Origin of the sequence: Microbacterium sp. BG28 (genome assembly GCF_034044005.1) — a bacterium.
Classification (GTDB): domain Bacteria; phylum Actinomycetota; class Actinomycetes; order Actinomycetales; family Microbacteriaceae; genus Microbacterium.
The window spans coordinates 906,343-925,671 of record NZ_JAXCHA010000002.1; the positions used below are offsets into that span (position 1 = coordinate 906,343).

Below are 19,329 nucleotides of genomic sequence, written 5' to 3' on the forward strand. Positions count from 1 at the left end.
GGACCGGGGCGTCGTGGGTCGCACGATGTCAGCTCGTGAGAGCGGCGGGCGTGCGCTTGCGCGTGGTGAGCACCTGGTCGACGAGGCCGTACTCGACGGCAGTCTCGGCGGAGAGGATCTTGTCGCGGTCGATGTCGCGGTTGACCTCCTCCTTGGTGCGGTGCGAGTGCTTCGCGAGGGTCTCCTCGAGCCAGGTGCGCATGCGGAGGATCTCCGCCGCCTGGATCTCGATGTCGGAGGCCTGGCCGTGGCCGGCCTCTCCCATGGCGGGCTGGTGGATGAGGATGCGCGCGTTCGGCAGCGCCAGACGCTTGCCGGGTGCGCCGGCGGCGAGCAGCACGGCCGCGGCCGAGGCGGCCTGCCCGAGCACGACGGTCTGGATCTGCGGCGACACGTACTGCATGGTGTCGTAGATCGCGGTCATGGCCGTGAAGGAGCCGCCGGGCGAGTTGATGTACATGATGATGTCGCGGTCGGGGTCCTGGGACTCCAGCACGAGCAGCTGCGCCATCACGTCATCCGCCGAGGCGTCGTCGACCTGGACGCCCAGGAAGATGACGCGGTCCTCGAACAGCTTGTTGTACGGGTCCTGGCGCTTGTAGCCGTAGGCCGTGCGCTCCTCGAACTGGGGCAGCACGTAGCGGCTCGACGGCATCTGCAGTCCCTGCGGCGTGTGGGCCGCGGCGCCGAAAGTGGGGATGTTCATTCGGGTTCTCTCTTCTCGCCGTCGCTCGTCAGTTGGCCGTGCCGCCGCCGCCGACGACGTCGGTCGCGGACTCGCGGATGTGGTCGACGAAACCGTACTCGAGCGCCTCGTCGGCCGTGAACCAGCGGTCACGGTCGCCGTCTTCGTTGATCTGCTCGACGGACTTGCCCGTCTGCGCCGCGGTGATCTCCGCCAGGCGGTTCTTCATCGACACGATGAGCTGAGCCTGGGTCTGGATGTCGCTGGCGGTACCACCGAATCCGCCGTGCGGCTGGTGGAGCAGCACGCGGGCGTTCGGCGTGATGTAGCGCTTGCCCTTGGTTCCCGCGGTCAGCAGCAGCTGACCCATCGAGGCCGCCATGCCGATGCCGACGGTCACGATGTCGTTGGGCACGAACTGCATGGTGTCGTAGATGGCCATACCGGCCGTGATCGAGCCACCGGGCGAGTTGATGTAGAGGTAGATGTCCTTCTGCGAGTCCTCGGCGGCGAGCAGCAGGATCTTCGCGCAGATCTCGTTGGCGTTCTCATCCCGCACCTCGGATCCGAGCCAGATGATGCGGTCCTTCAGCAGCCTGTCGAAGACGCTTGTCGCGACAAGGGGGTCGGCCATGTTCACTCCTGTTCGGTGATCGTGAGAACGAATCTACCGGCGCGGTTCGGACCCCTCGCCCGTGTTCGCCGTCGGCATACGCTCCGGCGCATGAACGAGTTCGGCGGCGTATCCGCGCACCGATTGCTGGTACCGCGGAAGATGCGGGGCCAGCGCCTCGAGCACGACGGCGAGACCCTCCCGCTCACGGTGCGACGACGCGAGCGCGAGCGCGTAGAAGGCCGCCGCCGCATCCTTCATTCCGCCTGCGCGAGTAGCGCGGTACTCCGTCTCGAGCAGCGACAGGCTCTCGTCGAGCTTGCCGAGGTTGCGGATGGTGCTCGCGAGCTGGATGACGGCCCGGGTGCGCCGCTCGGGGTCGAGCCCTGCAGCCAGCGCGGCGCGGTACAGCGGTTCAGCCTCGGTCTCGCGCCCCGCGGAGTCGTAGGCTCCGGCGCGCTCGAACAGGGCGACGGCGTCTCCGGCGTCCCGTTCGGTCGCCAGACGTTCGATCTCGTCGATGCGGGCCTCGTCGCTGAGCGACTCGTCGTCCCATACGGCGTCGACGCGTGTCTGCCAGTCGGTCATGGTCGTTCTCCTTCGGGACGACGAAGGGCGGATGCTTGCGCATCCGCCCTTCGTCCTGGCGTGTGTTACTCGGCGTCGGCCTTCTTGGCCGGAGCCTTCTTCGCAGCGGGCTTCTTGGCCGCAGCCTTCTTCGCGGGCTTGGCCTCCTCGGCGGCAGCTTCGGTCTCGGCGTCCGCGGCGGCGTCGGCGATCTCCTCGGCCTCCTCAACGACGTCGGCCTCAGCGGCCGGCTCGTCCTCGACGGCGATGAAGCCGGTGAGGTCGACGGGCTTGCCGTCGGTGTCGACGACGCTCACGCGACCGAGCGCGATCGCGAGGGCCTTGTTGCGGGCGACCTCACCGATCAGAGCCGGCAGCTGGTTGCCCTGCTGCAGCGCGTTCACGAAGTCCTGCGGAGCCATGCCGTACTGCGCCGCCGACTGGATCAGGTACTGGGTCAGCTCGTCCTGCGAGACCTGCACGTTCGCCTCTTCGGCGATCTTGTCGAGCAGCACCTGCGTGCGGAACTGCTTCTCGCTGGCCTCGGTGACCTCGGCGCGGTGCTCGTCGTCTTCGAGGCGACCCTCGCCTTCGAGGTGGGCGTGGACCTCGTCCTCGACCAGCTTCGGCGGCACGGGGATGTCGACCTTCTCGAGCAGCACCTCGACGAGCTTGTCGCGCGCGGCGGCACCCTGAGTGAAGTTCGACTGCTGGGCGACGCGCTCGGAGAGGCTCGCGCGCAGCTCGTCGATCGTGTCGAACTCGCTCGCCATCTGGGCGAAGTCGTCGTCGGCGTCGGGCAGCTCGCGCTCCTTGACGGCCTTGACGCTGACGGAGACCTCGGCCTCTTCACCGGCGTGGTCGCCACCGACCAGCTTCGAGCGGAATGTGGTGTCCTCACCGGCGGTGAGGGACTCGATGGCCTCGTCGATGCCCTCGAGCAGCTCGCCCGAGCCGACCTCGTAGGAGACGCCCTCGGCGCGATCGATCTCGTCGCCGTCGATGGTGGCGACCAGGTCGAGCTCGACGAAGTCGCCCTTCGCAGCGGGACGCTCGACGGTCACGAGCGTCCCGAAGCGGGCGCGGAGGTTGTCGAGCTCGGCGTCGATGGCCGCCTCGTCGGCGGCGACCGCGTCGACGGTGATCTCGAGGCCCTCGTAGGCGGGGAGGTCGAAGTCGGGACGCACGTCGACCTCGACGGTGACCTTCAGGTCGCCGGAGAAGTCGCTCACCTCGGGGAGGGCGACGATGTCGGCCTCGGGACGGCCCACGACGCGCAGACCCTGCTCGGCGACCGCTTCGCGGTAGAACCCGTCGAGGCCCTCGTTGACGGCGTGCTCGAGCACGGCGCCGCGCCCGATGCGCTGATCGATGATCGGAGCCGGGACCTTGCCCTTGCGGAAGCCGGGGATCTGCACGTCCTGAGCGATGTGCTCGTACGCGTGAGCGATCGAGGGCTTGAGCTCCTCGGGCGAGACCGAGATCTCGAGCTTCACCCGTGTCGGGGTGAGCTTCTCGACGGTGCTAGTGACCATGCCTATTGTTCTCCTCTGTTCCGCGCCAACGCACGGTGGCTGAAGGTCTGGGGTCTTGGGGGCCGTGTCGGGGCGACAGGATTTGAACCTGCGGCCTCCCGCTCCCAAAGCGGGCGCTCTACCAAGCTGAGCTACGCCCCGGGCGGGCGGGCACGCGAGCGTGCACCGGATTCGGCCCCGAGAAGTCTAGCCGACGCTGCCCGCGCGTCGAATCGACCTTGAGAACTCAGCTATGCTTGCTGAGGTTGCGGCCGATGCCGCTCCGGGGATGTAGCTCAATGGTAGAGCCTCAGTCTTCCAAACTGATTACGCGGGTTCGATTCCCGTCATCCCCTCCGATAAGCGTGAAGGCCCGGCTCGTCCGGGCCTTCACGCTTATGTCATGCAATGCCGGGAATCGAAAGCAGGCGCAGCCTGCGTCTTCGATTGGGCCCACGCTGCAAAGGCTCCGCGCGCCGCGCAGCGGCGTGTGGAGAGGCGGTGAGGACCGTCATCCCCTCGCGCGGCGCGCAGAGCTGACCCACATGCGCCAGCCGTCCTCCGGCGATGTCCGAGGGCGATGCCACACTGATATCAGGTCGGAAACACCTGGTTCCGAGCTGATTCACCCGCCGAGTGCCCCGGCGAAACAGGTCGCGCGAGAGCGCGCCTCGACGAGATATGGGCCATGCGAGACGACGGAATGATCGGCTTCAGCGACGCGGATGCGGCGGCGCTGGCCGAGGCCGTCGACACCGTGCGCAAGGCCGACGCCGACATCGCCGCGGCGCAGGCTCGCCGCATGACGGCGCTGGCAGACGCTGAGCGCCTCGCACGGCGTCTGGCCTCCCACTCGCGCGCGAACGTGCGCGTGCACGACATGGCCCAGCGCGCCGTCGCCTCCGAGATCAGCGCGGCGACGCGCCTCGCCGACAGGACGGTGCAGCGGCAGATGAGCGCGGCGGCCGAGCTCGTCGACGACTATCCGCAGACGCATGCGGCGCTTGCAGCGGGCCGCATCCAGCTGAGCCACGCACGCGTCATCGTCGACGCCGGAGCGAACCTCCCCCGCGACCGTCGAGCGGCGTTCGAGCGGAGTGCTCTCACCGTCTGCGAGACCGAGACGGTGGGTCGCGCACGCTCGCGGGTGGAGATCCTCGCCGAGCGGCACCATCCGACGACCCTTACCGAGCGCCACGCCATCGCGCGCGAGGGTCGACGTGTGTTCACGACACCGCTCCCCCATGGAATGAGCGAGATCGTTTCGATCCAGCCGGCCGTCATCGCCGATGCGATCCACGACCGCCTCACCCGACAGGCACAGACCCTGATCGATCTCCGCAAGCAGGCCGCTGACCGGGCCAACGCAGCCCGCCGCGCCGGAGACGAGCCGGATGCCGGCGACCTCCTGCTCGCGAGCGACACCCGCACGACAGGTCAGATCCGCGCCGACCTCCTCGCAGACATGCTCCTCACGACGCAGCCGGGCGCCGACCCGACACGCGACGACGACGGCCCAGGCACCCTCGGCGCGATCCGCGCACACGTACAGGTCGTCGTCCCGGTCGGCGCGCTCACGGGCCGCGACGCCCAGGTGGGCGAGCTCGTCGGCCACGGCCCGATCGATGCCGAGACCGCCCGCGTACTCGCCGGAGGATCGTGCACCGGCTGGGACCGCATCCTCACCGACGCTGCATCCGGTCAGGTCGTGGCCGTCGACAGGCGGAGCGTCCCGCCGGCGTTGCGTCGCACCATCCACGCACGCGATCGGCACTGCCGATTCCCCGGATGCCGCGTTCCCGCCATCCGGTGTGAGATCGACCACGTGCGCGACTGGGCACGCGGTGGAGCGACGCACCTCGACAACCTGCAGTGTCTGTGCCAGCGACATCACTCGATGAAGCAGTTCACGGCATGGCGCGTCCGACAGTTGCCCGGCGGTGTCATCGAGTGGACCTCGCCGCTGGGTGCCACCTACATCGACGACCCGCCGCCGCCCGTACAGTTCGTCGGATTTCCCGATGACTCAGGGAGCAACGGGTCCGATCCACCACCCTTCTAGACCGTCACACGCCGATCGTCAGCCCCGCACGCGATCGCCATCGTCGACGCCGGAGCGACCGCCGTCGTGCAGAACAAACACTCTCCGTCGCTACGGGCGACCAACGCCCCTTGATCACTGCGGCGTGGTCGCGTAGGAGCTGATGAGCGAATCCACCATCCAGCTCGCCTCCTCGGAGCGCGCCGCGTTGCCTTGGAAGCCCGAGTCGGGGATGAGGAGGAAACGGTTGGCGTCCGGCGAGTCGTTCCACGTGGAGTCGACGGCCAGCCACGCCCCATCGATGTTCACCTTGTTCCAGGCGTGCCGACCGGCGGAGTACACGGTGCCGGTGACGACGACGGAGTCCACATCCGCCGCCTGCATGAGCAGGTGATACGCGTCGGCGTAGCTCGCGCACACACCCGTCTGCTTGAGCAGCACACCCGCCGCCGTCCACGCATCCTCATAACCGTCGGGAATGACCTCGACCCCCGTCGCGTTCTTCGCCTCGAGCGCCGCATGGTCGTACTCGGCGTGAGCCGTCAACCAGTCGTTGAGCGCGATCGCCTTATCCCGAGCGGACATCTCCGGCGTCGTGACCGCGGCGACGGCCGCGTCCACCGCCGTCTTGATCTCGGCCTGCTGCGCCTCGACTGCGGAGTGGTCCTCGTCGTAGGTGACGTACAACGTCTTGTTGTCGTAGACGGCTACCCCCTTCACGCCGAGCGCATAGGGGTTCTGAGCGAGGGCCTCGTCCAGCGCGTCGTCACCCTGCGGAGCCCCCGGCGCGGAGGTCAATGCGGAGATGTCCACCGCCTTCGACCCGGCGATCAGATGCGCCGCGATGAACCGCGTCAACTCGGTGCTACCGAACACCGGATACGCCACGTCGGGGTAGGTGTCGACCGTCTCGATGTTGGGATCGACCGGTGCCGAGACCAGCTGGAAGCCCGCCGCTCCCGTCGGCGGCGCTGCGGCAAGCGCCGCAGCGTTGAAAGCATCAGCCTCCGCCTGCAGGTCTGTCACCGCCGCCTGCGGCACATACGTCCACGTGCCCAATTGCGTCCCCCGCGCGAACATCGGCACCATGTACCACTCGCGGTAGGGGCGGGCCTTGGACGCGTCCACGTACGTGATAGCGGCGCGCGTCGCACCGTCCAGCGACGTGAACGGGATGGTCTTCGGAAGAGCCGCGACGCTCGGCACCGACGTGCCGATCTCGCCCCGCAGCGTGGCGGTCGCGATCTGGTACGGCAGCGCGCCGACGCCTTGACCGATCGTGTCGAAGCTCTGGTACGGCGAGAAGCGCTTGCCGTCGGTGGCGATGACGCCGAAGTCCCAGCCCGACGTGCCGTAGTTCGGTCCGGGCAGGTATCCGGCGCCGTCTTCGTCAGCGCTCGATCCCTCGTACGCCTTCAGTGCATCGTTCTGACGCTCGGGCCAGGGCTCGTTCTGGAGGCCGCTCTCCGTCACAACCGACTCGCTGGTCCACGAGGTGTCGGAGGTCGAGCCCAGAAGCGTGTAGCTCCGCGGACCCGTGATCTGAGCTTCGGAGGCGACGACGAGATACTCGGTCGCGCCGTCGACGGCCTGCCAGTTCAAGGAGAGGCTTCCATCGCCGGTGGGCGTGCCGAGACTCGCGACCGGCGTAGCCAGTTCGCGCTTGACCGTGAACATCGTCACGATCGGCTTCGCGAGAGGATTGCCCTCCTTGTCAGCCCGCTGCACGAGGTAGTACTGGTCGTGCAGGGACCACTCCGGGATCGCCGAGTCGGCGATATCGCGCTGGTCGTCTGCCGTGCGCGCGTAGGTCGAGTCGTTGGGCACGACGCGGACACGTCGATCATCCGACGGGTACGACTTCGAGCTGGCAGGCTGCACCACCGTGGCGCCGGCCTCGTGCGTCAACGCGGCGTCGTAGTAGACCTGGAACGCCCAGTCGGGCGCCGCACGACCCTCGTCGTACCCCGACTGTTCGGTCTTCGGGCTGTTCGCCGCGTTGACGTCCTCGAGGAGATAGTCCACATCGAAGCGGAACTCGTGATCACGGTCGAGATCCAGCATGGGGTCGGTGTAGTCGTACTGCTCGGACACGTCGGTGTGCAGCGCGGCAGGCACGCCCTCGATCGGACGGAGGAACGTGAACATCCCGACCACGAGCGTCACCACCGCGATCAGCGCAACACCGCCGGTCACGCCGAGCCCGATGATGAGCCCCTTACGGCGCTTGCGCGCGGGACGCACGCCCGACTCCGGCGCGGATGCGGGCGCGGCCTGCCCGGGAGCTGATGCGGCCTGCATCGGAGCGGATGCGGCCCGCTCGGGCGCGGCGGGCGCGGGCTGCATCGGGGCATCGGGACTCACGTGGGAGGTCCACGCGGTGCCGTCCCAGTAACGTCGCCCACCGCCGCCCGCGGGATCGGGGTACCAACCGGCCGGTGTCGCTTCTGCCATGACGCCCTGATTCTCGAGATGCTGCGGGGACCTCGCACACGCTAACCGAGCAGAGAAGACTCCGCCGTAACCCTTGCGCCTACCAGGGGGTTCCACGCTAAGGGAGTCGCAGCCCGCTGCCGCGCCGCCACGGCTCGTCTGTGGACAGCTCGTCAGCCCGCGGCGGCGTGACGCTCGCTGTGTGCCAGGTAGGCCGCAGCGTTGCGCACCAGACCCGCGCGCTCCTCATCCGTCAGCGCGCGCCGCACTTTTCCGGGCACGCCCGCCACGAGGGAGCCGTCGGGGATCTCCGCGCCCTCGAGCACGACCGCTCCCCCGGCGATGAGGCAGCCGGCGCCGATGCGCGCACCGTTGAGGACGACCGCACCCATGCCGATCAGACTCCCGTCGCCGATCGTGCAGCCGTGCACGACCGCGTTGTGCCCGATCGACACGTCTTCGCCGACCACGACCGGATGCCCACCGTCGACGTGCACGCTCACCGAGTCCTGCACGTTGCTGCGGGCCCCGACCGTGATCATGTCGCCGTCGGCGCGCAACACGGCGTTGTACCAGACGCTCGCCCGCTCTCCCAGCCGTACCCCGCCGATCAGGCGAGCGCCGGCGGCCACGAAAGCGGATGCCGGCACCTCCGGCGCGATGTCACCGAGGGCGATCACGGATGCGGATTCCGAGACGGTCATGCCCCGACCCTAACCGGCGGCCCGCTCCAGCGCGGAGCGGATCGCCTCGGTGTACTGCGGCATGAGCGAGTCGACGAAGGTCACCGTGAGGTGGTCCTGATCCCGATAGACGTCGGCACCGCCCACGACAGGGAAGCATGTCGAGTCGTCGCAGTACACGTCCGTGAAGTCGAGCAGCGTGACCCCCGGCGCACCCTCCGCAGCCTCGCGTAGCGGATCCTTGGCGACGAGCACGTCCGATCGGGCGCCGTCGCACGCAGCCGCGTCGCGGGTGCGGAGGCATTTGTTGGGGTCGGTCTCCCAGACCGGGTTGTCGACGACGGTGATCACCGGCACGCCCGCATCCGTCAACGTCGACCATGCCGAACGGTAGCCCGCCACGGCGGCGTCATAGGACGAGTCGTGACCGGCCGACGCGTACGGCGTCGTCGCGAGGGCGGAGGTGAAGACCACGTCCGGCTTCGCGTCCACGAGCGCCTGATCGACCGCGGTGCGCCACGCCGAGCACGCCGCGCCGAACGCTCCCGGCGTCGACAACGGGGTGTCGTTCCACGGACACGCGCCCTTGAAGAAAGTCACCAGGCGCCATCCGTTCTCGTCCGCCATCCGCTCGAACGTCGACAGCAGCTGGAACGCGTGGCTGTCGCCGATCAGCGCCACCGTGGGTGCATCCGCCGCATCGGAACCGAAGGTGCAGCTCACGGGCCGCGCATCGTTCAGCTGCACGAAGCACTGCTCGTCGGCGGGCTTGTCGACCCCGGCGAATCCCGGCGCCGGGAGAACGGCGTCGGATGCGGGCTCGTCCTCGCAGTTCGGATCGAGCACGGATTGCGCGCCGAAGCACGAGGGCGGATCACTGCGGAGCTGCTCGAGCTGCGCCACGCCGTCTCGGTACGCGGGCGCGTTCAGCGCCCACGCGCCGCCCGCGGTGCCGGCGACCAGCACCATCGCCGCGAGGGACGCCCAGAGTGTCACACGCGGGCGCCGGGAGGTGAGCACACGCCACGAGCGCGCCGGGTCTTCCACGAACTTCTTGGTGAGCCAGGCGAGCACGAAGCAGATGGCCAGCAGCGCGACGCGGTGGTAGATGCTCAGTCCCCAGAAGGGCACGGAGGGCGCGATGATGATCAGCGGCCAGTGCCAGAGATAGAGCGAGTACGAGATGTCACCGGTGAAGCGCATCGGCGCGATCGACAGGATGCGGGTCGGATACCACCATCGGGCGGAGTTGGAAGCAGCGATCACGGCGGCGGCACCCAGCGCCGGAAGCAGGGCTGCATAGCCGGGGAACGGCGTCGAGGAGTCGAAGCGGAAAGCCGTGTAGACGAGGGCGATGATGCCGACCCAGCCGAGCACGAAGCTCGCCGCCGCGTGACGCACACGCAGCGCCGGCACCAGCGCGATCATGGCACCGAGTCCGAACTCCCACATCCGCGCGAAGGTGACGAAGTACGCCGGCGCCGGGTCGTTGAGGGTGAAGATGATGCAGAACACGAGCGACGCGGCGCTCACCGCACCCAGCGCGATCAGGACGGCGCGGCGGCGACGGCCGGCGAAGAATCGCACCCCGATCCATGCCGCAAGAAGCATGATGAGCGGCCAGAGCACATAGAACTGCTCCTCGAGCGAGAGCGACCAGTAGTGCTGCACCATCGCCGCTTCCCCGGAGTTGCCGAGGTAGTCGACGGAGGCGACGGCGAGGTACCAGTTCTCGACGTAGAAGGTCGACGCGATGATCTCGCTGACCTCCCGTTGCAGACCCGAGATGGGCATGAGGTACGGGGATGCGGCGACGATCGCGCAGAAGAGCAGGACCAGAAGCGAGGCCGGCAGCAGGCGCCGCGCCCGACGGGCCCAGAACTGCGCCAGGCGCACGGTTCCGGTCGCCGTCAGCTCGCGCATCAGATGCCCCGTGATCAGGAAGCCCGAGATCACGAAGAAGACATCGACACCGACATAGCCCCCAGGGATCCGCCCCGGCCAGAAGTGGTAGAGCACGACCAGCAGCACGGCGATCGCGCGCAGGCCCTGCACGTGCGGGATGAAGCGCGAGGGTTCCGCGTGCTCGGGCGACGCACCGGTCGGCTGACGACGGCGCAGGCGCGCCGGCTCGTCCAGATTCTGCGGAGTCCGGGCGGGGTCTGAGGCTGGCACCCTCCGACGTTAGCCGCAGGTTCCCCGGAATCCCGTCTGCGGCACGACCAGCGATCGTGTGAGCCCAGCCTCATCTTGCTTGCGGAATTTCTCCGGCTGGCTAGCGTTTGATTCAGCAGATGCGACTGCCCGAACGGAAGGCTTTGTCATGACGAAGAACCAGACCATCCCCGCCAGCGCTGCCGACCCGACCGTCGCCGCCGGAGCCGCGCAGTTCCTCACCCCCGTCACGCTGGGCCTGCAGGCCCTCGCCGTCACCGGCAAGCAGGCGCACTGGAACGTGCGCGGTGCGAACTTCATCGCCATCCACGAACTTCTCGACTCGGTCGTCGAGCACGCACAGGGCTGGGCCGACGAGACCGCCGAGCGCATCGTCGCCCTGGGTCTGCCGGTGGACGCCCGCCTGTCGACGATCGCGGCCAAGGTCGCCCCGTCGTCGGTTCCCGCAGGCTTCACGCAGTGGGACGACATGATCCGCCACATCGTCGCCGACATCGACACGATCATCGTCGACGTCCAGACGGCGATCGACGGCCTGGACGAGATCGATCTCACGAGCCAGGACATCGTCATCGGCATCCGTGCCGGTCTCGAGAAGGACCGCTGGTTCCTCTCGGCCCACCTCGCCGAGTAAGCAGATCACACCGAAAGGACCCCCGCCCTCCGAGGAGGCGGGGGTCCTTTCGGTGTGAGGGTCAGTCGATCCGCGAGTGGTCGCCGAGCCGATGCCACGAGCGGTTGTGGTAGACCAGCGCGTCGCCGTGCTCACCGGGCTGCACGTCGCGGTTGATACCCGACTGCAGGGCGTGAGCGGCGATGACGGTCGATCCTCCCGCGTTCATGCGCTCGATGATCGCGCAGCGCACCCAGGCCCGGACGCCGTTGTAGACGGGCTCTCCGGTAACGAGGCGGCTCCAGCTCTCGGGGTCGGCGAAACGGTCGATGCCGCTAGTGGATGCGAGCTTGGCGACACCGAGGTCGTCGCTGTCGAGGAGATGCACGACGACCGTGTCGGCCGCGAGGATCGCGGGTGTCGCCGACGACAGTGCCGAGACCGAGAAGATCAGCAGCGGCGGCTCCGCGCTCACCGACGAGACAGAGGTTGCCGTCAGAGCGACCGGACCGCCCGGTCCCTCGGCCGTGATGACCGCGACACCACCGGGATGACCGCGGAAGAGTGCCTTGAACTCGTCCGGCGACAGCGAGGCGCCGGCGAAACGGTCGCGTTCGGCGCCGTTTTCGTCGAGCGGGTTCGGCAGAGGTGCGGGAGTGGTCATACGTCGACGCTACGACTTTCATGTTTCGGGCAGGGCACAGGGCGACACACGGCGCAACGCATCATCCAGCGACCGCCAGCTCGGGCGCCCGGAGCACACCGTCCGCCACGAGCTGACGCACGGCGGATCGACCGGCCCGGTTGGCACCGACCGTCGACTGCGAGGGTCCGTAACCGATGAGGAACAGCCGTGGTTCGTCGAGGGCGCGTGAGTCCTCGACCCGGATGCCGCCGGCCGGTGTCCGCAGCCGGAGCGGCGCGAGGTGGTCGAGGGCGGGGCGGAAGCCTGTCGCCCAGAGGATCACATCGGCCCGCTCGAGGGTGCCGTCCGGCATCCGTACGCCATCGGGTTCGATCGCGCGGAACATCGGATGCCGCACGAGCACGCCTCGTCGATCGGCTTCGCGTGCCCACGGGGTCCAGTGCATCCCCGTGACCGAGATGACGCTGCCGGCCGGCAGCCCCTGGCGCACCCGTTCCTCGACGCCCGCGATCGCGGCGACGCGCGCCGGGATGTCGAACTCGTCGTCGCGCCACTCCGGCTCCCGCCGGGTGACCCAGAACGTGTCGGTCACCCGCGAGATCTCTTCGAGCAGCTGCACGCCCGACACGCCGGCCCCGACGATGACCACGCGCTTGCCGGCGAACTGCTCGGCGGAGACGTAGTCGTGCACGTGCAGCTGCGTGCCACGGAAGCTCTCACGCCCGCGCACAGCGGGCCAATGCGGCCTCGTCCACGTCCCCGTCGCGTTGATCACGTATCGCGCTGCGAACGTGCCTGCATCCGTCTCGACCCGCAACCGGTCACCGTCACGCGAGACCGCGCGCGCCCGCACGGGGCGGCGCACCCGAAGATCGAAGCGCTCCTCGTAGGCGGCGAAGTACAGCGGAAGGACGTCGCGGCTCGACGCCGCGGGATCCGCCGGCGGGACCGGGAAGCCGGGAAGCTCGTGGATGCCGTTGACCGTCGCCATACGCAGCGACTCCCATCGGTGCTGCCAGGCCCCGCCCGGCGCGGGCTCGGCGTCGAGCACCACGAACGTCCCAGCATCGGACGCCTGCGCATCGAGCGGACGGAACCCTCGACGGTGCAGGTGGTAGGCGGCCGACAGGCCCGCCTGCCCGGCTCCGATCACGACGACATCCACGGGCACGCCGACAGCGGAATCGGATGCGGTCATGCCGTCGTCAACGCTCGCGGAGTGCGGCGCATTCCGCCTCAGGCGCTCAGTGCCTCGCTGATCGGCGTCGTGCCCGCGCCGAAGCGGATCGTGCGACGGATCGTGGCGGTCTCCCCGAGCGTTGCCGCGATCACCTGGGCGACGTCGGCCCGGGAGATCTCTCCTCGACCCGTCGGCTCGGTGGTGATGCGGCCGGTCGCATCGTCGGAGGTCAGTGCGCCGGGGCCGAGCACTGTCCACTCGAGAGAGCTGCGCCGCAGGTGCTCGTCGGCCGCCAACTTCGCGTCGGCGTAGGGGAAGAAGGAGTCGGAGGGATCGATGCCGTGATCCGGCGAAGAGCCGATCCACGACACCATCACGAAGCGCGAGGCGCCGGCCGCCTCCGCCGCATCCATCGCGCGGATGGCGGCGTCGCGATCGACCGCGTAGGTGCGAGCCGCGTCGCCCCCGCCGGCCCCCGCCGACCACACGACCGCGTCGTAACCCACAAAGGCCTCGGACAGTGACGTGGTGTCCGCCGCAGCGACGTCCAGCACCAGCGCGGTCGCGCCCGCCGCGTGAACGTCGTCGACGTGATCGGGGTTGCGCACGACGGACGTGACCTCGTCGCCCCGCGCCGCGAGCAGGGGCGCCAGCAGGAGAGCGATCTTGCCGTGTCCACCGATGATGAGGATGCGAGACATGGTCCGTCCTTTCGCGTCGTGAGCGTGTCTCCAGCCTACGTACCGGGCTCCGACGAGGGGCCGGCTGGATTGAGGACGCCGTCGAGATACCACCACCTGGCGCTCTGTTTCACGAACCGGCTGCGCTCGTGCAGCACACCCGATGACGAGCCCTCGCGCCACGCGGCACGGAACTCCACGGTGCCCTTCCGGTCGTCGGGCGAGCCGCCGGCCGTGTCGAGGATGCTGAGTCCTCGCCAGCGCACGTCACGGTCGAGGGTCAGCTCCGACGGTCGCGTGCCCGGATGCCAGGTGTCGATGAGATAGTCGGCGTTCAGACGGACGAACGCCGTGTACCGCGAACGCATGAGCGCCTCGGCGGTCGTCGGCGGCGTGCCCGCCAGTGCGGGACCGCAGCACTCCCCGAAAGAGCGGCCACTCCCGCACGGGCACGGCTGATTCTCCATCCGACGATCCTCGCCCGCGGGCCGATCCGACGCAATATTCGCCGCCGAGTCGGCGTTGCAGTCTGTGACGATCCAGGAACGAGCATCATGAACACCACCCGAAACCCTGCCGCCGGCGAGCTTCTGCCCGATGAGACCGCCATGGACGCAGTGACCCTGCGCGTCGGCGACCTGGAGAAGATGACAGGCTTCTACGGGTCCGCGATCGCGCTGGAGCCCCTCGAGGAACGCGCACGCGGACGCGAGGTCCATCGCGTGCTCGGGCGCGGCGATGTTCCCCTGGTGCGCCTGGTGCACACGCCGGATCTCCCCCTCGCCGCTCCCGGCTCCGCCGGGCTCTTCCACACCGCGTTCCTCTTCGACGACGCCGCGACCCTCGCTGCCACCGTCTACCGGACGGCACAGGACGGCCGCGCCCGGTTCACGGGGTCGAGCGATCATCTCGTCAGCGAGGCGTTCTACTTTACGGATCCCGAGGGCAACGGCATCGAGTTGTACACCGACCGGTCGCGCGATCTCTGGCGTCACGTCGACGGAGAGGTGCAGATGGACACGGTGTTCCTGGACCCGAACGACTACCTTCGCGCCCACCTCACGCAAGACGCCTTCGATCGCGTGTCCGCCGAGCCCGGCCGGGTCGGACACGTCCATCTCCAGGTGGGAGACATCGCGCCCGCGCGTCGCTTCTACGTCGACGCCCTCGGCTTCGCCCCCTCCTTCACCGGCATTCCGACCGCGCTGTTCGCCTCGGCCGGCGGGTATCACCACCACGTCGCCATGAACACGTGGAACAGCGCGGGCGCGGGGCCTCGGGCAGCGAGTCTCGGCCTCGGCGAGGTGGCGCTGGCGGTGCCCGACCGCGCGGCACTGGACGCACTGACAGATCGGCTGCGCCGCGCGAGCGTCCCCTTCGACGACGACGGCCGCACGGTGACAGCCAACGACCCGTGGGGCACGCGGGTCACGGTGACCATCGGCGGCACCAGTACGGACGAGCTGCTGACACGATGATGCGGCGCGGCGCCCCGTACCCTGAACGGGTGGCCTCCGACACCGATACCCTCCGCTTCGTCACACCGCGCGGTCGCCTGCTCGTGCTCGCCGCCCTGTGCGCCGTCATCACCGCCATGGGCGCGGTCATCATCGCCCTCAACATCGACAACACGCCCAGCCTCCTGCTCGGCGTCGCGGTCGTGGGCATCTTCGGTCTGGGCGGCGGTTTCTCCCTGATCGGCCAGTTCCGCAACGGGACCGTGCTGCGCGCGGATGCCGACGGTATCCGCGTCGCACGCATGGGCGCGGCGCCGTGGGGCGACGTCGATCGGATCGCCACCACGGCCAAGGGCGAGCTGGGCATCCGGATGCGTCGTACCGAGGCCCTCCTCGCCGGCGCGCACAACAGCCACACACGCGAGAGCCTGCGGGCGCAGCGGGAGCGCAGCGGCGGCTACGACCTGACCTTCACCGCGCACGATCTCGGGTGTCCGCCGGCGGAGGCCGCTCGGTCGTTGCGCGCGCTCCAGCCCTGATGGCACGTCTGTCACTGCCTGTCACGGTGCGCGCGACGCAGCGCTCACCGCTCCTACTCGTCGTCAAGTCCGCCGTCGCGACCGTGGGGGCGTGGCTGCTCTCGCAGTGGCTCATCCCCGGCCCGCCGCCGGTGTTCGCGGCGATCGCCGCCGTCCTGGTCGTCCAGCCGAGCCTGAACCAGTCGTTCACGCGCGCGATCGAGCGATCCGTCGGCGTCATCGCCGGAGTCCTGCTCGCCTCCGCCCTCGGCCTCGCCTTCGGCAACGGCACGTGGGTCGTCCTGCTGGCCGCGTGCGCGGGACTCCTGGTCGCCTGGGCGTTGCGTCTGTCCCCCACCGCGTCCACGCAGATCGCGATCAGCGCGATCCTCGTGCTCTCGCTGGGCCCGGCCACTCCCGATTACGCGCTCGATCGCATCCTGGAGACCCTGCTGGGCGCGGCCATCGGCTTCGTCGTCAACATCGCGATCGTCCCGCCGGTCGCGATCGCCCCGGCGCGCGAGGCGACCGACCGGTTGTCGGCAGAGCTCGCCGCATCCTTGACCCGTCTGGCCGACGCTCTCGAGACACAACGCTCCCCGGGCGAGCTGGAGGCGTTGATGGTCGAGGCGCGGCTCCTGCGACCCATGCGGGATGCGGCGGAGCGCGCCATCGGCGGCGGAGCGGAGTCGCTTGCACTCAATCCCCGCAGCCGGCGCCACCGCACCGAACTGGCGGAGCTCCGGGGCCGGCTGGATCTCTACACGCCGATCGTGACGCAGGTCACGGGAATGACGCGCGCGGTGTACGACCATTACGCGCCCGAGATCGTCACCGATCCGCAGGTGCGGGCTCTCGCGGAGCAGATGCGCCGCGCCGCGCACGACGTGGAGCGTACGCGCGCGTCGGCGGCCGCACCGGTCGACGAGCCGCCCGCGCTCACCACACCGCTGCAGATCCCGCGGCCTCCCTCCGCACACTGGGTGCTCATCGGCTCGCTGCTGGAGGATCTGCACCGCATCCACCACAGCCTCGTCGAACGCGAGGAGGCCTAGGAACGCTCAGCGCACCCGCTCGGCGCAGGGCACACACAGCGTCGCCGTCGGACGCACGAGAAGGCGACCCACCGGGATGTCGCGGCCGCACGACGCGCACACACCGAACACGCCGTCCTCCAGTCGGCGCAGGGCGTCGTCGATCTCGGCGATCTCAGCGCCCGCCGCCCGACGAAGCCCCTCCAGCCGCGACCACTCGTCGCTGAGCGTGGCGCCCTCGGGGTCGTGTTCGTCATCGGCGCCGGCGGGATCGTTGCGGGCTTCCTGCACGCCTCGGATGGCCTCGCCCCGCGCGATCAGACGTGCCGACGCGTCCCGACGCGCCGACGTCAGCAGTTGGGTGAAGACAGCGCGATCGATCTCTTCGTTCACAGCCTCATCGTGCCGTGACGACCACCGTGAACTCGAGGGGCTGGATTCCGCCGTCCTTGTTCGTCATGGTGACACTCGTCGTTCCCGCCGCCAACGCCCGGACTCCGGGGTTGAAAGTGGCGCTGCCGTCGTCTTTCCCCGCGACGAACTCGGCGACAGCCCCGTCGGCGACGGTGCCGGCATAACTGTCGACCGCGAGGTCACCCGTGTTGATGTTGAGGGTCTGACCCACCACCAGATCGACGCTCTCTCCCTGGAGATCACCCGCCGACATGGTCACGGGCGCGACGATGTCGCCGCCGATCGGTGTTGAGTCCCCGGTCGGCGACGACGACGCCGCGGCGGCGCATCCCGCCATCAGAAGGGACGCGGTGACGACGGCCGCACCGAGCACGAGTCTGCTGAACTTCATGTGGTCAGTATCCTGGCACGGCGGCCCGTGGCCGGTCACAATCGCGCAACAGTCAGTCGACGGCGCCGCGAGCGTTGTACACGACGGAGTCGCTCGCCCCGTACGCCCGGTAGACCTCAACAGCCTCGTCGTGACGGATGCCGATCGTGACGCGGATGCCGCGCCGCTCGAACTGTTCGGCCCAGTCGTCCACGACGGGTCCCTCGTCGAAGCCCGTGAGCTGCTCCAAGAGCGGACCTTCGCCGGCGACCACGAGGGAACGCACCCCGCTCCACATGGTGGCGCCGTAGCACATGACGCACGGGCGCCAGTTGACCACGAGCTCGAGCTCGGCGCCGTCCGCGCCCAGGTCCCAGCGCCCGAGTGCGGTCTGCGCGAGGCTCAGCGTCGTCACCTCGGCGTGCATCGAGGTCAGGCCCGAAGCCAGCACCACGTTGACCCCCGCCGAGACGAGACGCCCGCTCCCGGCCTCGACGACGATCGCCGCGAAGGGGCCACCGCTCCCCTCGCGCCAGTTGCGGTCGGCGAGGGCGTTGACGAGGTCCATCCGTTCCTCGGCGGTGGGAAGCACCTCGGGCAGCGATTCGAGTTCGCTGAGGAGCCAGGCGGGCAAGGAGGCGGAGATCGAGGAAGCGAGAGGCATGAGGACATCCTGTCCGGGGCACATGTCGGCTCTGTTACACGACGCTCACCGCTCTCGCGCCAGCCACGACTGGAGCCGGTCGAGCGGCCACGTCGTGACGATCCGCTCCGCCGGCACACCCGCGTGCTCGGCGCGTGCCGCACCGTGGTCGAGGAGCGAGAGCTGCCCCGGCGCGTGGGCGTCGCTGTCGATCGCGAACAGGCATCCCGCATCCAGCGCGATCGCGATCAGCTCATCCGGCGGGTCCCGGCGTTCGGGTCGGGAGTTGATCTCCACCGCCACGCCGTTCTCGGCGCAGGCCGCGAACACGCGATCCGCGTCGAAGTCGGACGGCGGCCGCGTCCCGCGGGAGCCTTCCACGAGGCGGCCCGTGCAATGCCCGAGGACATCCGTGTGCTCGTCACGCACCGCGCGAAGCATCCGCGCGGTCATCTCGGCGCCCGGCATCCTCAGCTTCGAGTGCACGCTCGCCACGACGACGTCCAGCCGCGCGAGCATCTCCGGCGTCTGATCGAGGGCACCGTCCTCGAGAATGTCGACCTCGATGCCGCTCAGCAGTGTGAACCCGTCGCCCGAGTACCGCGGGAGCTCCTCGAGCTGGCGGGCGAGCCTTTCGGCCGTGAGGCCGTTCGCCACCCGGAGCCGCGGCGAGTGATCCGTGAGGGCGACGTACTCGCGGCCCATCGCACGCGCCGCATCCGCCATCGCCGCGATGGGCGCCTGCCCGTCGGACCAGTTCGAGTGCGCGTGGAGATCACCGCGGAGCCGCGCGAACAGCGTGCTCGACTCCTCTGGGGCGACACGCTCTCTCAGCTCCGCCAGGTAGTCGGGGACCGCCCCCGAGACCGCCTGCAGGATCACCTCGAGCGAGCTCTTGCCGATCCCCTTCGTGCGCCGCAGGGTCTCCGGATCCGACCTCGCGGCCGCCGGCAGCGCGGCCACCGCCTCGGCCGCCGCGCGGAAAGCCTGTGACCGGTATCGCGACGCCCGCTCGCGCTCGAGCAGCGTCGCGATCTCGCGGAGCGCGTCGATGGGATCCATC

The 19,329-nt window shown here is 69.4% G+C and carries 20 protein-coding genes and 2 tRNA genes; 6 read left to right on the forward strand and 16 right to left on the reverse strand.

The window, feature by feature from the left end; translation table 11 throughout:
* Positions 1-28: 28 nt before the first annotated feature.
* From SK224_RS10275 to SK224_RS10295, 5 genes are all read right to left on the reverse strand, one after another.
* The gene (locus tag SK224_RS10275; protein WP_137416780.1) at positions 29-706 is read right to left on the reverse strand and encodes an ATP-dependent Clp protease proteolytic subunit; all 678 of its coding nucleotides are present in this window, start codon (positions 704-706) and stop codon (positions 29-31) included.
* A 28-nt stretch (positions 707-734) separates the two neighbouring features.
* Positions 735-1,319: an ATP-dependent Clp protease proteolytic subunit gene (locus tag SK224_RS10280; RefSeq protein WP_137416779.1), complete on the reverse strand. Its 585-nt coding sequence runs from the start codon at positions 1,317-1,319 to the stop codon at positions 735-737.
* Between the two features lie 33 nt (positions 1,320-1,352).
* Complete coding sequence (locus tag SK224_RS10285; RefSeq protein WP_320434579.1) at positions 1,353-1,886, reverse strand: tetratricopeptide repeat protein; 534 nt, start codon at positions 1,884-1,886, stop codon at positions 1,353-1,355.
* A 65-nt stretch (positions 1,887-1,951) separates the two neighbouring features.
* A complete protein-coding gene (gene tig, locus SK224_RS10290) occupies positions 1,952-3,400 on the reverse strand; it encodes a trigger factor (protein WP_320434580.1) in 1,449 nt (482 codons plus the stop codon).
* 67 nt (positions 3,401-3,467) lie between these two features.
* Positions 3,468-3,541: transfer RNA gene (locus SK224_RS10295), tRNA-Pro, on the reverse strand.
* A gap of 123 nt (positions 3,542-3,664) precedes the next feature.
* Here SK224_RS10295 and SK224_RS10300 point away from each other — a divergent pair.
* Both SK224_RS10300 and SK224_RS10305 read left to right on the forward strand, forming a co-directional pair.
* Positions 3,665-3,735: transfer RNA gene (locus tag SK224_RS10300), tRNA-Gly, on the forward strand.
* 332 nt (positions 3,736-4,067) lie between these two features.
* On the forward strand, positions 4,068-5,441 hold the full coding sequence (locus SK224_RS10305; RefSeq protein ID WP_320434581.1) for an HNH endonuclease signature motif containing protein: 1,374 nt from the start codon (positions 4,068-4,070) through the stop codon (positions 5,439-5,441).
* A gap of 114 nt (positions 5,442-5,555) precedes the next feature.
* On the opposite strand, the gene SK224_RS10310 is transcribed toward SK224_RS10305, so the two are convergent.
* From SK224_RS10310 to SK224_RS10320, 3 genes are all read right to left on the reverse strand, one after another.
* Positions 5,556-7,874 carry a DUF2510 domain-containing protein gene (locus tag SK224_RS10310; protein ID WP_320434582.1) on the reverse strand — a complete coding sequence of 773 codons (2,319 nt, stop codon included), beginning with the start codon at positions 7,872-7,874 and terminating at the stop codon, positions 5,556-5,558.
* A gap of 152 nt (positions 7,875-8,026) precedes the next feature.
* Entirely contained in the window at positions 8,027-8,557 is a 531-nt protein-coding gene (locus SK224_RS10315; RefSeq protein ID WP_320434583.1) for a gamma carbonic anhydrase family protein, read from the reverse strand.
* Positions 8,558-8,566: 9 nt separating this feature from the next.
* Positions 8,567-10,711, reverse strand: a complete 2,145-nt coding sequence (locus SK224_RS10320) for an acyltransferase family protein (RefSeq protein WP_320434584.1) — start codon at positions 10,709-10,711, stop codon at positions 8,567-8,569.
* Positions 10,712-10,859: 148 nt separating this feature from the next.
* Here SK224_RS10320 and SK224_RS10325 point away from each other — a divergent pair, with 148 nt between their 5' ends.
* The gene (locus tag SK224_RS10325; RefSeq protein ID WP_274287956.1) at positions 10,860-11,345 is read left to right on the forward strand and encodes a Dps family protein; all 486 of its coding nucleotides are present in this window, start codon (positions 10,860-10,862) and stop codon (positions 11,343-11,345) included.
* 61 nt (positions 11,346-11,406) lie between these two features.
* Here the strand turns inward: SK224_RS10325 and SK224_RS10330 are convergent, their stop codons facing one another.
* From SK224_RS10330 to SK224_RS10345, 4 genes are all read right to left on the reverse strand, one after another.
* Positions 11,407-11,988, reverse strand: a complete 582-nt coding sequence (locus SK224_RS10330; RefSeq protein ID WP_320434585.1) for a flavin reductase family protein — start codon at positions 11,986-11,988, stop codon at positions 11,407-11,409.
* 61 nt (positions 11,989-12,049) lie between these two features.
* A complete protein-coding gene (locus SK224_RS10335; protein WP_320434586.1) occupies positions 12,050-13,168 on the reverse strand; it encodes an NAD(P)-binding domain-containing protein in 1,119 nt (372 codons plus the stop codon).
* A gap of 38 nt (positions 13,169-13,206) precedes the next feature.
* On the reverse strand, positions 13,207-13,851 hold the full coding sequence (locus SK224_RS10340; protein ID WP_320434587.1) for an NAD(P)H-binding protein: 645 nt from the start codon (positions 13,849-13,851) through the stop codon (positions 13,207-13,209).
* 35 nt (positions 13,852-13,886) lie between these two features.
* Positions 13,887-14,297, reverse strand: a complete 411-nt coding sequence (locus tag SK224_RS10345; RefSeq protein WP_320434588.1) for a YchJ family protein — start codon at positions 14,295-14,297, stop codon at positions 13,887-13,889.
* A gap of 87 nt (positions 14,298-14,384) precedes the next feature.
* Between SK224_RS10345 and SK224_RS10350 the strand changes: the two genes are divergently transcribed.
* Genes SK224_RS10350 through SK224_RS10360 form a run of 3 tightly spaced genes read left to right on the forward strand, consistent with a single transcriptional unit; the run spans position 14,385 to position 16,860 of the window.
* Entirely contained in the window at positions 14,385-15,308 is a 924-nt protein-coding gene (locus SK224_RS10350) for a VOC family protein (RefSeq protein WP_320434589.1), read from the forward strand.
* Positions 15,309-15,337: 29 nt separating this feature from the next.
* A complete protein-coding gene (locus tag SK224_RS10355) occupies positions 15,338-15,826 on the forward strand; it encodes a hypothetical protein (protein WP_320434590.1) in 489 nt (162 codons plus the stop codon).
* The gene (locus SK224_RS10360) at positions 15,826-16,860 is read left to right on the forward strand and encodes an FUSC family protein (RefSeq protein WP_320434591.1); all 1,035 of its coding nucleotides are present in this window, start codon (positions 15,826-15,828) and stop codon (positions 16,858-16,860) included. The genes SK224_RS10355 and SK224_RS10360 overlap by 1 nt, the downstream gene beginning before the upstream one ends.
* A gap of 6 nt (positions 16,861-16,866) precedes the next feature.
* On the opposite strand, the gene SK224_RS10365 is transcribed toward SK224_RS10360, so the two are convergent.
* The 4 genes from SK224_RS10365 to SK224_RS10380 are packed head-to-tail and all read right to left on the reverse strand — an operon-like array spanning position 16,867 to position 19,328.
* Positions 16,867-17,232 (reverse strand): TraR/DksA family transcriptional regulator, encoded by a 366-nt coding sequence (locus SK224_RS10365; protein ID WP_320434592.1) that lies wholly within the window; start codon positions 17,230-17,232, stop codon positions 16,867-16,869.
* A gap of 4 nt (positions 17,233-17,236) precedes the next feature.
* Positions 17,237-17,644, reverse strand: a complete 408-nt coding sequence (locus SK224_RS10370; RefSeq protein WP_320434593.1) for a hypothetical protein — start codon at positions 17,642-17,644, stop codon at positions 17,237-17,239.
* A gap of 52 nt (positions 17,645-17,696) precedes the next feature.
* The gene (locus SK224_RS10375; protein WP_320434594.1) at positions 17,697-18,287 is read right to left on the reverse strand and encodes a nucleoside deaminase; all 591 of its coding nucleotides are present in this window, start codon (positions 18,285-18,287) and stop codon (positions 17,697-17,699) included.
* A 45-nt stretch (positions 18,288-18,332) separates the two neighbouring features.
* Entirely contained in the window at positions 18,333-19,328 is a 996-nt protein-coding gene (locus tag SK224_RS10380) for a PHP domain-containing protein (protein ID WP_320434595.1), read from the reverse strand.
* Position 19,329 lies beyond the last annotated feature (1 nt).

Excerpts from the sequence above, each read along its gene's own strand:
- SK224_RS10275 (WP_137416780.1), bottom strand. The coding sequence starts at position 706 with ATGAACATCCCCACTTTCGGCGCCGCGGCCCACACGCCGCAGGGACTG.
- SK224_RS10280 (WP_137416779.1), bottom strand. The coding sequence starts at position 1,319 with ATGGCCGACCCCCTTGTCGCGACAAGCGTCTTCGACAGGCTGCTGAAG.
- SK224_RS10285 (WP_320434579.1), bottom strand. The coding sequence starts at position 1,886 with ATGACCGACTGGCAGACACGCGTCGACGCCGTATGGGACGACGAGTCG.
- tig (WP_320434580.1), bottom strand. The coding sequence starts at position 3,400 with ATGGTCACTAGCACCGTCGAGAAGCTCACCCCGACACGGGTGAAGCTC.
- SK224_RS10305 (WP_320434581.1), top strand. The coding sequence starts at position 4,068 with ATGCGAGACGACGGAATGATCGGCTTCAGCGACGCGGATGCGGCGGCG.
- SK224_RS10310 (WP_320434582.1), bottom strand. The coding sequence starts at position 7,874 with ATGGCAGAAGCGACACCGGCCGGTTGGTACCCCGATCCCGCGGGCGGC.
- SK224_RS10315 (WP_320434583.1), bottom strand. The coding sequence starts at position 8,557 with ATGACCGTCTCGGAATCCGCATCCGTGATCGCCCTCGGTGACATCGCG.
- SK224_RS10325 (WP_274287956.1), top strand. The coding sequence starts at position 10,860 with ATGACGAAGAACCAGACCATCCCCGCCAGCGCTGCCGACCCGACCGTC.
- SK224_RS10330 (WP_320434585.1), bottom strand. The coding sequence starts at position 11,988 with ATGACCACTCCCGCACCTCTGCCGAACCCGCTCGACGAAAACGGCGCC.
- SK224_RS10335 (WP_320434586.1), bottom strand. The coding sequence starts at position 13,168 with ATGACCGCATCCGATTCCGCTGTCGGCGTGCCCGTGGATGTCGTCGTG.
- SK224_RS10340 (WP_320434587.1), bottom strand. The coding sequence starts at position 13,851 with ATGTCTCGCATCCTCATCATCGGTGGACACGGCAAGATCGCTCTCCTG.
- SK224_RS10345 (WP_320434588.1), bottom strand. The coding sequence starts at position 14,297 with ATGGAGAATCAGCCGTGCCCGTGCGGGAGTGGCCGCTCTTTCGGGGAG.
- SK224_RS10350 (WP_320434589.1), top strand. The coding sequence starts at position 14,385 with ATGAACACCACCCGAAACCCTGCCGCCGGCGAGCTTCTGCCCGATGAG.
- SK224_RS10360 (WP_320434591.1), top strand. The coding sequence starts at position 15,826 with ATGGCACGTCTGTCACTGCCTGTCACGGTGCGCGCGACGCAGCGCTCA.
- SK224_RS10370 (WP_320434593.1), bottom strand. The coding sequence starts at position 17,644 with ATGAAGTTCAGCAGACTCGTGCTCGGTGCGGCCGTCGTCACCGCGTCC.
- SK224_RS10375 (WP_320434594.1), bottom strand. The coding sequence starts at position 18,287 with ATGCCTCTCGCTTCCTCGATCTCCGCCTCCTTGCCCGCCTGGCTCCTC.
- SK224_RS10380 (WP_320434595.1), bottom strand. The coding sequence starts at position 19,328 with ATGGATCCCATCGACGCGCTCCGCGAGATCGCGACGCTGCTCGAGCGC.